Source organism: Marinobacter salinisoli (assembly GCF_017301335.1).
In the GTDB taxonomy this organism is placed as follows: Bacteria; Pseudomonadota; Gammaproteobacteria; order Pseudomonadales; family Oleiphilaceae; genus Marinobacter; species Marinobacter salinisoli.
Map to the genome: position 1 here is coordinate 713,604 of NZ_CP071247.1, position 11,633 is coordinate 725,236.

At 59.5% G+C, this 11,633-nt stretch carries 11 protein-coding genes; 4 read left to right on the forward strand and 7 right to left on the reverse strand.

Annotated elements, in window-relative coordinates:
• Window positions 1-12 precede the first annotated feature (12 nt).
• Window positions 13-255, reverse strand: a complete 243-nt coding sequence (locus tag LPB19_RS03270) for a hypothetical protein (RefSeq protein WP_206644692.1) — start codon at window positions 253-255, stop codon at window positions 13-15.
• Window positions 256-769: 514 nt separating this feature from the next.
• On the opposite strand from LPB19_RS03270, the gene LPB19_RS03275 reads away from it, so the two are divergent.
• Window positions 770-3,271 carry an acyl-CoA dehydrogenase gene (locus LPB19_RS03275; protein WP_206644693.1) on the forward strand — a complete coding sequence of 834 codons (2,502 nt, stop codon included), beginning with the start codon at window positions 770-772 and terminating at the stop codon, window positions 3,269-3,271.
• 41 nt (window positions 3,272-3,312) lie between these two features.
• Here the strand turns inward: LPB19_RS03275 and LPB19_RS03280 are convergent, their stop codons facing one another.
• A complete protein-coding gene (locus LPB19_RS03280) occupies window positions 3,313-3,624 on the reverse strand; it encodes a hypothetical protein (protein ID WP_206644694.1) in 312 nt (103 codons plus the stop codon).
• Window positions 3,625-3,715: 91 nt separating this feature from the next.
• On the reverse strand, window positions 3,716-4,672 hold the full coding sequence (locus LPB19_RS03285; protein ID WP_206644695.1) for a LysR family transcriptional regulator: 957 nt from the start codon (window positions 4,670-4,672) through the stop codon (window positions 3,716-3,718).
• 139 nt (window positions 4,673-4,811) lie between these two features.
• Between LPB19_RS03285 and LPB19_RS03290 the strand changes: the two genes are divergently transcribed.
• The 3 genes from LPB19_RS03290 (at window position 4,812) to LPB19_RS03300 (ending at window position 7,052) form a co-directional block, all read left to right on the forward strand.
• Window positions 4,812-5,702 (forward strand): DMT family transporter, encoded by an 891-nt coding sequence (locus LPB19_RS03290; RefSeq protein WP_206644696.1) that lies wholly within the window; start codon window positions 4,812-4,814, stop codon window positions 5,700-5,702.
• A gap of 117 nt (window positions 5,703-5,819) precedes the next feature.
• Window positions 5,820-6,536 carry an esterase/lipase family protein gene (locus tag LPB19_RS03295; protein ID WP_228289196.1) on the forward strand — a complete coding sequence of 239 codons (717 nt, stop codon included), beginning with the start codon at window positions 5,820-5,822 and terminating at the stop codon, window positions 6,534-6,536.
• A 132-nt stretch (window positions 6,537-6,668) separates the two neighbouring features.
• Complete coding sequence (locus LPB19_RS03300) at window positions 6,669-7,052, forward strand: hypothetical protein (protein WP_206644697.1); 384 nt, start codon at window positions 6,669-6,671, stop codon at window positions 7,050-7,052.
• 248 nt (window positions 7,053-7,300) lie between these two features.
• On the opposite strand, the gene LPB19_RS03305 is transcribed toward LPB19_RS03300, so the two are convergent.
• From LPB19_RS03305 to LPB19_RS03320, 4 genes are all read right to left on the reverse strand, one after another.
• Window positions 7,301-8,965, reverse strand: a complete 1,665-nt coding sequence (locus LPB19_RS03305) for a methyl-accepting chemotaxis protein (protein ID WP_206644698.1) — start codon at window positions 8,963-8,965, stop codon at window positions 7,301-7,303.
• Between the two features lie 322 nt (window positions 8,966-9,287).
• The gene (locus tag LPB19_RS03310) at window positions 9,288-9,863 is read right to left on the reverse strand and encodes a gamma-glutamylcyclotransferase (RefSeq protein ID WP_206644699.1); all 576 of its coding nucleotides are present in this window, start codon (window positions 9,861-9,863) and stop codon (window positions 9,288-9,290) included.
• 37 nt (window positions 9,864-9,900) lie between these two features.
• Complete coding sequence (locus LPB19_RS03315; RefSeq protein ID WP_206644700.1) at window positions 9,901-10,524, reverse strand: MarC family protein; 624 nt, start codon at window positions 10,522-10,524, stop codon at window positions 9,901-9,903.
• Window positions 10,525-10,613: 89 nt separating this feature from the next.
• Window positions 10,614-11,456: a hypothetical protein gene (locus LPB19_RS03320; RefSeq protein WP_228289197.1), complete on the reverse strand. Its 843-nt coding sequence runs from the start codon at window positions 11,454-11,456 to the stop codon at window positions 10,614-10,616.
• Window positions 11,457-11,633 lie beyond the last annotated feature (177 nt).

Here is an 11,633-nt window from a genome sequence, read left to right on the forward strand (position 1 = left end):
GCCCGAACCTTACTAATGTCGGTGGCAATGGAGTCTTCCTAGTAGTCGATAGAGGCATTGATGCGTTTCAGCCGTCCGGTGTACCCGGCCGACACCTGCTTCAACGGGAAGCTTGGGAACCAAGGAATCATCGTCCCGCCAAAGTTCCGGTAACTCTTCCGTGTCTGCCAGCGTGGTGCGCTCAATGTCATTGATGGCGTTCAGCAGTTTGACCCCGCTATTGGTCGGGTTGTCCTCGGCAAACAGCTCGTCCATCGCCTGTGCGTTTTCCGTGCAGAAATCTGTCCGGAGATCAACGTCCTGCCGGTGATACTAAAGTTCCCTGTGGCTGGGAGCCAGAACTGCATCCCGTATGACAATCTTCCGATCCTGGATACTGTCTGATTGCAGCCCCTTCTTCATTAAAGGTCAGGGTACGATCCATAAAGCTGACCCGCAGATCACCAATCACACTGGCAACCACCATTAACAGCAAAATCAGGGCAGAAACGAGGCCGAGGCGCTTGGCCACCGAAAGAAGACGAAATATCGTGGCATCCAGAGCGAGGCAATATCATTTCAAACAGCCAGATATCATGACTCTTTATGGATATGTCTTTATAGATAGATGGTAGGGACAGCCTGGACCGCCTTCAACGGGAAGTAGCAATAAGTATTAGCAAGAAACACGAACCTCTCCAAAAGACCTACAAATCGGTTGCACCTGATCACCATTTGATCAATGTTAAGCGCATAGCACACCGCAATCACCGCGACTGGGAGGTCCCCGATGAGTGTTCTGTTTCTGCTGATCAGTGCCCTGGTACTGATCTATTTCAGTATTGGCGGCAAAACCGCTGCTGTTGTCATGGCCATCGCCACCCTCGTCGGGGTCATTCAGGACGACTGGCACCCGATCAGCATACTGCTGGGCGGCGTTCTGCTGGCCCTGGCACTGATTCTGGTGCTGCCCGGAGATCTGCGGCTCGACAAACTGAGCCGGCCCCTGCTGGGCTGGGTGCGCAGCCGGCTCCCAACGCTGTCCGATACCGAATCCGAAGCCCTCAAGTCCGGCTCTGTGGACTGGGACGGCGAACTGTTCTCCGGCCGGCCGGACTGGAACAAGCTGCTGGACGCCCAGCCGGCGCACCTGAACAGTGAAGAGCAGGCATTCATCGACGGCCCGGTGGAAGAGCTCTGCGCCATGCTCGATGACTGGAAAATCACCCACGAACACTACGACCTGCCGGACAAGGTCTGGAGCTTCATCCGGGACAACGGCTTTTTCGGGCTGGTGATCCCGAAAGACCAGGGCGGGCTGGGCTTTTCCAACACCGCGCATTCGGAAATCGTCATGAAGATTTCCACCCGCAGTGTGTCGGCCGCGGTCACCGTGATGGTCCCCAACTCGCTGGGGCCGGGTGAATTGCTGATGCACTACGGCAGCGACGATCAGAAGCAACACTATCTGCCGCGCCTGGCCAAGGGCGAGGAGATTCCCTGCTTTGCCCTGACCTCACCGGTGGCCGGTTCGGACGCCGGCGCCATTCCCGACAAGGGCATCGTGTGCAAGGGCCAGTGGAACGGCGAGGAAGTGCTCGGGCTGAAAGTGACCTGGAACAAGCGCTACATCACCCTGGCCCCGGTAGCCACGCTGATCGGCCTGGCCATCAAGGTCTACGACCCGGACAAACTGCTGGGCGAGAACGACGAGATCGGTGTTACCTGTGTGCTGGTGCCCCGGGACACCGACGGCGTCAATGCCGGGGCCCGGCACCTGCCGATGAACACGGTATTCATGAACGGGCCCACCTGGGGCACCGAGGTGTTTATACCCATGTCCCAGGTCATTGGTGGCCAAGACATGCTGGGCAAAGGCTGGACCATGCTGCTGGAGTGTCTGTCCATCGGCCGCTCCATTTCGCTGCCCGCACTGGGCACCGGTGCCGGCAAGGTGGCGTGTCTGGCCACCGGTTCCTACGCCTACACCCGGGAGCAGTTTGGCCGCTCCATCAGCCAGTTCGAAGGGGTGCAAGAGGCCCTGGAACCCATGGCCGGTTATACCTACATGATGGACGCCGCGCGCCTGCTGACCTCGGGCATGCTGGACCGGGGTGTGCGGCCTTCGGTGCCCTCGGCGGTGCTGAAATACCGCAACACCGACCTGATGCGGGAAGTCATCAATCACGCCATGGATGTCGCCGCCGGCCGGGCCGTCATCACCGGCCCCCGCAACTTCCTGGCCCGCGCCTATCAGGCCGTGCCGATTGGCATTACCGTGGAAGGGGCAAACATCCTGACCCGCAGCCTGATGATTTTCGGCCAGGGCGCCATTCGCTGCCATCCGTTCATTGTCGAGGAAATCGAAGCGGCCGGCATGACCGACGAGGACAAAGCCGCCCGGAAATTCGATGGCATCTTCTACCGGCATCTGGCCCACACCACCCGCAACGCGCTCCGGGCGCTGGTGCTGGGATTAACCCGGGGCTGGATGGAACCGGTGCCGCAGCAAGGCGACATTCAGAAGCACTATCGGCAACTGGCGCGTTTTTCGGCGGCCTTCTCACTGATGACCGACGTCACCCTGCTGACCGTGGGCGGCGGACTCAAGGCCCGTCAGCGTTTGTCCGGCCGCATGGCCGACTGCCTGACCCACCTGTACTACGCCACCGCTGTGATCAAACAGTGGCATGAAGAGGGCTACCCCGCCGACCAGAAACCGGTGGTGGAATGGTGCCTGCACACCTGCCTGAAGGATCTTCAGGCGGCCATGCGCGACGCCATCATCAACTTCCCGGCCCCGCTGCTGCGCTGGCCGCTGCGGGTGCTGATATTCCCGCTGGGCGCCACCGGACTGAACGGTCCCGACGACACCCTGGGTACCCGGGTGGCGCGCTCCATCGTGGATGACACGCCTCTGCGCCAACGCATTGCCCGTGGCGCCTATGTCAACGACAGCCCCGACGATCCACTGGGCCGGGTATTGAACGCCTACCGGCTGGCCCATGAAACGGCCGGCATGCGGGATCGTCTGCACCAGGCGATCCGCAACCGGGATGAAGACCAGCTGGATGCCATTGCCCTGTTGATGGGTCACCAACGCAAGGAACTGGTGGACTGGGCCTGTGCCCAGGGCATCGTGAAGGCGGACGAATGCGACAAGCTGGAGGAAGCGCTCACGTCCCTGTACGACGTAATCCGGGTGGATGCGTTCGACAGTGACGGCCTGAAGGCGCTGTCGCGCTGCGCGAAGGGCAAGAGAAAGGTGGTAGAGCGGCCAGCGAAGAAGTAACCGGAGGCCGGGCCAGTGAGTACTCTGGCCCGGCCTTTCAGCTATTGTTGCCGGTTGAGAATATCGATGATTTCCCGGGTGTCCTTGATGATGGTGTACACGCGGTCTTCGATTTCCACCCGCTGACGGCCATGGCCGATGTCATAGATATCGCCGTAATGGTAATGATCCCGATCCATGTGATCACCACGGTGATAACCGGATAACTTCTTCTGCCAACCCGGCGGAAGAGCTTTACCCTTCGCCACTTTTTTCTGCAGGCCCGGGGGCAGCTGATCGTAAGAAGACTTGGCCAGCGCGGGGGCCGCAGCGACCATCATGCCCATCAGGGCGATCAAAACAACGGATTTCATAACGGATACCTACTTCAATACGTCAGGTGTGTAAGGAAATTACCACGTTAGTGGCCTTTCATCAGTTAACGCTCGTTCATGCGCTGAGGTTTCATGTAACAGGCAATTCTTCGCCCCGCAGACCCGACTGAATGGCTTCATCCACCAGCCAGCGCCGCAGCAACTGCAGGCCGCGCTCGCCCCGCCGGCTGATTTTCCAGGCAAAGTAAAAGCTGTCACCGGTCATCACCGTATGGCACGGGAGACGAACGAAATCTTCCGAATCGCTGCGCGTGCTCAGCATGTAGTCGTTCGTGAGCGCAATACCCTGATGGAATCGCGCCGCCTCCAGCGCCAGCAGCATGTGGCTGAAATGCTGGATGTTGGCGTTATCCGGCATGCGTTCGCCCGCCTCCCGGAACCAGGCCAGCCAGTCTCCCGCGGCCTTGTCGAAAATGCTGTGGGTGGACAACAACGGGAACTGGCTGATCGCCTTGGCCGAAATAGGCTGAGCCTCATCCCCGGGATTATCGCGGCCCAGCTGGCGGCGTATTTTCATCCAGTAATCCTGGCTGCATACCGGGAACAGGCGCTCGACATAGAGCAGCTCGTAGTTGTACGCCGGCGATCGCCTGTTCACGGTAATGAAGCAATCCGCCACCCGGTCGGACAACTGCGGGTTTTCGGTGCTCATCTCCAGCGCCAGATCCACCTGGGGATACTGGCGTTTCAGTTCCGGCAACCGGGGCACCAGCCAGCGCACGGCAAACGAGCTGAACACCGACAGCCGCAGGCGCGACTCTTCATGACCCAGCAGCTGCTCGCTGGCACGCTCGATCTGGAGCAGCGCGGAACTGATGGCATCCAGGTACTGACGGCCTTCTTCGGTCAGGGTCAGGGTCCGTCCGCTGCGCCAGAAAAGGCGTTCACCCAGGTAGGTTTCCAGCTGTTTGATCTGGTGGCTGACGGCACTCTGGCTGACCGCCAGCTCCTCCGCTGCGAGCGAAAAGCTGTTCAGCCGGGCCACCGATTCGAACACGGGAAGGGCTTTCAGAGGGGGCAGTTTCATTATCTAAATTTCTAATAGCTGAATAACAAAGATCATTTTATCGGATAATAGATCAGCCCTACACTCCTCGCCTCTGGATTGCGGCCATCGGTGCGTGTTCCAGCTGAATTGAGGTCTTGAATGCGAGGAGGTGACGGCTATGTCAGGCAAAACTGTCCACGGCGCGATTATCCTGCTGATCATCGGCAACGCCCTGGCGTTGATTTCGGATGTGTTCGTCAAGCTGCTGGAACCGGAAGCCCCGGTGTTTCAGTTTGCGTTCCTGCGCTCACTGATCACCCTGCTTCTGCTGCTCCCGCTGGCCAGACAGTTGAGCCGTCGGCACCTGTTTACCGGCGTGAAAATCCACGCCGTGCGGGCTCACATCCAGCTGGCCGGCATCCTGTGCATGGTGGTCGCCTTGGGCAACTTGCCGCTGGCTACCGCCAACGCGGTGTTCTATGCCGCACCGATCCTGGTGATGGTCCTGGCTGCCACCCTGTTCCGGGAGCGCCTGACGCTGCTGAGCATCAGTGCAGTGGTCAGCGGTTTTCTGGGCATTGTGGTCATTCTGCGCCCGATCGACTTTAACTGGGCGGCAATGGCGGCCCTGGGCGCGGCCCTGGCACTGGCGCTGGGGGCGGTTCTGGTGCGCCGGCTTCCGGCGCAGCAGTCCACTGTTCACAAACTGTTCCTGAACTACCTGTTGCTGTTGCCGACGGCCGGTGCACTGGCGCTCTGGGAGGGCGCGCCTCTGGATCTGAGCATGCTCACCAGTGCGCTCGGCTCGGCGCTGTTCATTCTGGGCTACAACGTCACGGTGTTGCTGGCATACCGGCAGGTAGATGCCAATCAGGTCACCAGTGCCGAGTACACCGGACTGATCTGGGCGGTAGGCATTGGCTGGATTGGCTTCAGCGAAGTACCCGACCTCTGGTTTGTGGCGGGCAGCCTGATGATTGTGGTGCCATTGCTGATGATTGGCTGGCGGCACCGGGCGCGTCGCCAGCCAGCCCACAACCCAGCGCACGATTACCAGTACGGGGTATGAACCGGGTCGGCCCGGGGCAGGATATGCGAAACTGGCACTGTTGCCGTTGCGTGTGAAACAACACCACTGGCGTTCGTTTTGTGCCCCTCATCAGCGCGCGGAGGCCGTCGACTGAGCATGAAAGTATGGATGTTGGTGGCGGCTTTGATGGCCTGTTCACTGCCCGTTAACGCGTCGTGCGTGGTCCTTCTGCATGGTCTGGCACGAACCGCAAGCTCCATGGAAGACATGGAGCACGCCTTGCGCCGTGCCGGTTTCTTGCCCATCAACGACAGTTACCCCTCTCGGGACCATCCGATTGAGGAACTGGCGGAGCTGGCGATTCCGCCGGCGCTGGAAAAATGCCCCACCGGCATGACGGTGAATTTTGTCACCCACTCGCTCGGCGGCATTCTGGTGCGGCAGTATCTTGACCAGCACACCATCGAGCATCTGGGCCGGGTGGTTATGCTGGGGCCACCAAATCAAGGCAGTGAGGTGGTCGATGAGCTGAGGGATGTACCGGGCTTTTACTTCATCAATGGCGACGCCGGCCTGCAGTTGGGCACGGGTGAATCAAGCGTGCCCAAAGCACTGGGCAAGGCTGACTTCGATCTGGGCATCATTGCCGGAACCCAGAGCATTAACTGGATTCTATCGACTCTGATTCCGGACACGGACGATGGCAAGGTGTCGGTCGAGAACACCAAGCTCGAAGGGATGGATGAGCACATAGAAATGCCGGTCACCCACCCCTTCATGATGCAAGACGATGAGGTCATCGCCCAGGTCATTCACTACCTCAGGCACGGTCGCTTTTTTGAGGCCACGCCCGTTCCGCTCCGGGGGCTGTAAACCCCGGGGCAAACGAGGCCCCGGCGTTGGGAGGATGGCCGCAGCAGGCGCGGCTCAGCGATGTGAATCCCGAATCAGCTCACGGGTGTTGTGGATAATCCTGGCCACCCGGAATTCGGGGGAAACATGCTGATGCCCGCCACGTTGGTAACCATAGCGGTGCCCATGATGGTGGTGCCGTTTGCCATAGTGGTGATGATGATGGTGACCTTTGTGGTGACCATGGCCATGCCGGTGGCGGTCGTGGCGGCTATAGCCGTAATCGTGGCGATGCTTGTGGCCATGACGGCTGTGATGCCGATCGCGATCGCGGTAATGATCCCGCTTGTGGGAGCGGTGCCGGTCGTGCCTTCCCCGATCGTGATCGCGGCGATCCCGGTGGTACTCGGCCTTCAGAATGGTAAGCCGGTCATGCGCATGCTGCAGGCCCCCATCACGGCCAGAATGAGCCCGCTCGCCGGCCAACGCCGATGCGCCGCCGGCCAGCAGGGCAAGCAGGCAGCTTCCGATCAGTAGTTTCTTCACGTTCATGGCGGTTCTCCTGTCCTTCAAGCATCGGAACATGCGTCCGGCCTTGCTCCGGTCGCCTCTTGAGTTCAGGTTATCGAACCGTTCGGGAATGTCAGCAGCGACGGCCCGGCTTTGCATAATCTTTACGGAAACCGGTCAGTCATTGACGTTTGTCACCGGCAACTGACGGACTTTTTCGTGGCCACAGCGCCCCGCCGCGAACTGGCCGGGCAGGAATAACAAGCCCTTGTTCGCTAATCCAGTTTGATGTGACCGGTTAGCTGGGACAGGTTCGACGTGATGGTGTTGATGTCGCGCGCAACATGATCGAACTGGCTGACACTGTCCGTCGTTCCTTGCGCCATGGTCTTGATATCCTTGATGTAGGATTCGAGCTTGGTTGAGGTTTGTTCGTGCTCTTCGGTCGCAGACGCAATCATCTCGTTGCGCTCACTGATGTCTGAAACGTCCGCGGTAATACGCTGCAGCGACTGCTCGGCGACCACCGACTGATCGACACAGGTTTGTGCTTTTCGGGCGCTTTCGGTGATCAGCGAGGACGCCTGTTCAGTTTGTTCCTGTAGTTGCTGCAGCACACTGTGGATCTCTTGCGTCGAGGACTGAGTGCGCGACGCCAGGGTGCGGACTTCATCGGCCACGACGGCAAAGCCCCGGCCCTGTTCACCCGCACGAGCCGCCTCGATGGCGGCGTTCAGGGCAAGCAGGTTGGTTTGTTCCGCAATCGCACTGATCGCGTCCAGAATCGAGCTGGCGCTTTGGGCGTTGGTATTCAGTTTCTGCACCAGTCCGGAGGCATTTTTTACATCCGCAGTCACTTCCTGGACCGCCCTGATCGTGCTCCTGACTTGCTCTTCGCCGATCACCGCCTGTTCCCGGGCGCTGTTCGCTGAACTTGCCGCGTCATTGGCGTTCACCGCAATATGGCGCGCGGCTTCAAACAACTGACTCAGTGATTCGGCAACATCTTCGATCGCCCTGTACTGCTGGGATGATCGCTCGCTGGTCGAATTGCTCGAAGCAACCAGGGTGCTGGAAATGCTCTCCAGCTTGCGCACATTTTCAGTGGTTTGAGCCAGTTGATGGGCGAAATGCTGAGTCACCGCATTGACCCCGTCAATCAGATCCCCGATCTCATCATTGGTGTCTTTTCTGAGCGGCTCCGAGGACTCGTTATTGCGCACCATGCCTTGCAGGCTGTTCGTCACGGCACGGATGGGGCCCACCACGTAACGGGGCAACACGAAAGCGATAAAGGCAAAGGTCAGCAGAATCAAAACCAATTGACCGAGCAATAAGGTATCCAGCAGCGCAAAACCGGTTAACGCCTTTGATGTGGATGCCGTATTGATGGACTTCATCGCCTCAATGGCCAGATCCATTCTTTGCATGGTCTGATTGAAGGCTTCCAAACCCTTTTTGGTACTGATGTTGCGCGCTAACAGGTCGTTACCTTCATAGGCTTCGAAGATGACCTGGTCGGAAAAGGCTACCCAGCCCTTCAGTGCCTTCTGGATTTGATCAAACCCCAGGTCTTGCTGCTGCAGGTCAATGCCCCGGGTATTTTCCCTGGCAGACTCAATGAGGGATTGGGCGTGTTCGATCGCGGCTTTTCTTTCAGCATCCTTATCGATAAGCGCCTGCTCATCCATGGAAATCACACCCAGCACGATGTAGTCCCGCTCGGAAACCAGTGCCTTATACAAAGCCACCTCCGCCATTTGCAGGGCATTCAGTGAGGGCATGATTTGCTCACTGGCTTGGGTGTAGCTCGCTCGCAGCTCGGCCTCTTTCAGGTAGGCAGACGCACTGATCACAAAAACAATGATGCTCACGGCAATCACCGGAATCCGAATTTTCGCTTTCAGCGGTAAATGACGCCACACAGCCAGGTCCTTCATGCTATCTCTCTTCGTTAACAGCCCATACAACGACAAAGGGTGCATACCCCGCACTTGCCTCTCCCCGCGCCGCATGGTTAACCGGGCTCTCAGGCCCGATGCGGAGCGGCCACTCAACGCATTCCAGCACAATAAACAGTGGAAATAAAAGAGCTTTTTTGTATAACGAAATTTTCTGGCATGTCGCCGGTTCGGATCGCAGCCACAGCTCATCCATGGCATTTCGGGCCGGCGCCGACTTCCGTCGAGCAAGGTGCAAAGTGGGGTGCAAGGTGGAGAGAAAGCCAATTTTCCCGACGCGCCGGTGGCGCTCGGGGAGCAACTAGTCGCCGTCGAGTAAGGCGGTTTTCAGATGACGTTCAATGGCAAAGGTATGTGCGCACTCGGTACCGAGCTGGCGCAGGGAGTCGGCCAGGCGCAGTAAATATTCGGAATTGGGTCCACTGGGGCCGGCAGCGCCGGCGATCTGGCGGGCGATGTCCTGGTCCGGCGCATGGCCAAGAAAGGCTTCGTTGTCCTCCGTGGCAATGTAAACCACGCCGTCGCCATGACAGCCATCGTCGAAGGTGAGCCGGGTGGTGAAGCGCAGGTAACCATTCTTCTCCCGCACATCGAGGTGCTCGAACACCGACGGCGACACCCGGTAGGCCATGCCCTTGCACACCGCGTCCGGCTGCTCGACCAGGGTCACCACCCTGCCGGGCGCGTCCGGGGTGCCCCGATGGTCGTGCGAGCCCTGCCAGAACCGGCGTTGCCAGCCTCTGATGGTAGCCGGGCGCTGCTCCAGAAACGGGAAATCCACTTTGTAGATCAGTGACCCATAGCCAAACAGCCAGATGGCCGAAACGCCGTCAAAGCTCTGCCGGGCGCGGTTGATCTCAATGGTGTTGGCGGACATACAGCTCCGTTACGAACGTTTGTCGGTGCTCCCTACTCTAGGTGGACGCGATAAAGCCCGCAATACCGGTCAGCACAATCTCGGCGGCCATGGCCGACAGGATCAGACCACTGACCTTGGACAGAATATTGAGCCCGGTCTTGCCCAATGCTTTCTCGAGGTAGCCCGACAGGCGCAGCAACACCGCCAGGACAATCAGCGCCGCCACCAGACCGAGCAGACCGCCGGCGACATCCGGAAACGCCTTGAGTTCGGCCCCGTACACCAGAATGGCACCGATGGTGGCCGGGCCGATCATGATCGGAATCGCCAGCGGCACCACGGCGACATCGTCCCGGTCTTCTTCCGGCAAGCCGGTGGCGTGGTTTCGGGTGCCACTGGTGACCAGGCTGATGGCGGTCAGAAACAGCAGGCTACCGGCGCCGATCCGGAACGAATTCAGGGTAATACCGATGGCGTTGAACAACACCGGGCCGGCGAAGAACAGAATTACCGCCAGGACAAACGCCGAAACACAGGCACGGCGGATGATCGAGGACTTCTCCGCCGCTGGCAGTCCGCGCGTCAGGGCGAGGAACATGGTCACCACAAAGAACGGCGCCAGGAGAAACAGAAAACGGATGGTGCTGCTGAAAAAAGTCGAGATAAACGCGTCAAACATTAGGTCGATTCCGGCCACAAAGATCTGGCGTAACTGTACACGTTGAAAGGGTTTTTCACCGTACGGAAGTTAACCTACCCGGGCCCCGCCTAGCGGCCCTCCTGCACGTACACCCAGTTGGTCCGCACGTCATCACACACGATGACGTTGCGGTTGATCACCTGACATTGCGCCAACCCATCCGGTAACTGCTCGTGGTAACGGGCCTTCACCCCCAGGGTCTTCTTGTCCTGCTTCAGCAACCGGAAGGTTTCTTCCATACGGGCGGCGAAATCCACGCCACCGTCCTCCAGGGTATGAAAGGCATTATGAAAGGCGGTGAAGCTCATGGTGCTGGCACCGAGACCAATCCCAAGCATGGCAGGGATGTAGCGATCGTAGGCCTCCGACAGATACTGGCGCACCGCATGCTGATCCTGCCGGTTACCCTCGAACGCGCTCAGGCCCAGACGGTTATCGTCCTCCAGCGCATCCGGCGCGAGCTGACGGTTGGGCTGATTGTCCGCCAGCCGGAAAGACCCGGACGGGCAGCGAATGCGCTCCCCCAGCAATTGGCACTGCGATAACGACGCCGCTATGTCCGGCCGGGACGCTGGTTCGTCCGCCACTTCCGATGCCGGACGCTGGGCGGGCGGCGCCTCCGGTTGTGGTGCAAGGGCTGAAACCGCGGGCTCTGGCCGTTTTGCGGCCGCCGGCACCGAGAGTCCATGCCGTTGCGCCGGCCGACGCAACAGCAACCGCTGGACCTGAGGATCGTTGCGCCGAAAATCCATCGGCGACGGCAGGCGCGACGCCTCACCCCGAGCCACCAGATCGCAGTAGAGTTGTTCCAGATCGGTGCGCACGTCCAGCGCACAGGCCGGTTCAGCCGCCCGAAGCGGACTGGACACCAGCAGGACAACGACGCCCAGCCAAACTGCACCTCTGGTCATACTGCTCCCCCTGCCTCATTCAACCGATATCACCGACTCATCCGGGCAGTTTACCGCAACTACCGGTGCGCTGCCGTCGGGCGGATTCCGATACGCTGGCAGGCGAACGAGGCCGTACTGTTTCACAAGATGGCGGCTCTATGGCACTAAAAACAGGAAGTTTTTTCAGCTTGCACT

Excerpts from the sequence above, each read along its gene's own strand:
- LPB19_RS03270 (WP_206644692.1), bottom strand. The coding sequence starts at position 255 with ATGGACGAGCTGTTTGCCGAGGACAACCCGACCAATAGCGGGGTCAAA.
- LPB19_RS03275 (WP_206644693.1), top strand. The coding sequence starts at position 770 with ATGAGTGTTCTGTTTCTGCTGATCAGTGCCCTGGTACTGATCTATTTC.
- LPB19_RS03280 (WP_206644694.1), bottom strand. The coding sequence starts at position 3,624 with ATGAAATCCGTTGTTTTGATCGCCCTGATGGGCATGATGGTCGCTGCG.
- LPB19_RS03285 (WP_206644695.1), bottom strand. The coding sequence starts at position 4,672 with ATGAAACTGCCCCCTCTGAAAGCCCTTCCCGTGTTCGAATCGGTGGCC.
- LPB19_RS03290 (WP_206644696.1), top strand. The coding sequence starts at position 4,812 with ATGTCAGGCAAAACTGTCCACGGCGCGATTATCCTGCTGATCATCGGC.
- LPB19_RS03295 (WP_228289196.1), top strand. The coding sequence starts at position 5,820 with ATGAAAGTATGGATGTTGGTGGCGGCTTTGATGGCCTGTTCACTGCCC.
- LPB19_RS03300 (WP_206644697.1), top strand. The coding sequence starts at position 6,669 with ATGCCCGCCACGTTGGTAACCATAGCGGTGCCCATGATGGTGGTGCCG.
- LPB19_RS03305 (WP_206644698.1), bottom strand. The coding sequence starts at position 8,965 with ATGAAGGACCTGGCTGTGTGGCGTCATTTACCGCTGAAAGCGAAAATT.
- LPB19_RS03310 (WP_206644699.1), bottom strand. The coding sequence starts at position 9,863 with ATGTCCGCCAACACCATTGAGATCAACCGCGCCCGGCAGAGCTTTGAC.
- LPB19_RS03315 (WP_206644700.1), bottom strand. The coding sequence starts at position 10,524 with ATGTTTGACGCGTTTATCTCGACTTTTTTCAGCAGCACCATCCGTTTT.
- LPB19_RS03320 (WP_228289197.1), bottom strand. The coding sequence starts at position 11,456 with ATGACCAGAGGTGCAGTTTGGCTGGGCGTCGTTGTCCTGCTGGTGTCC.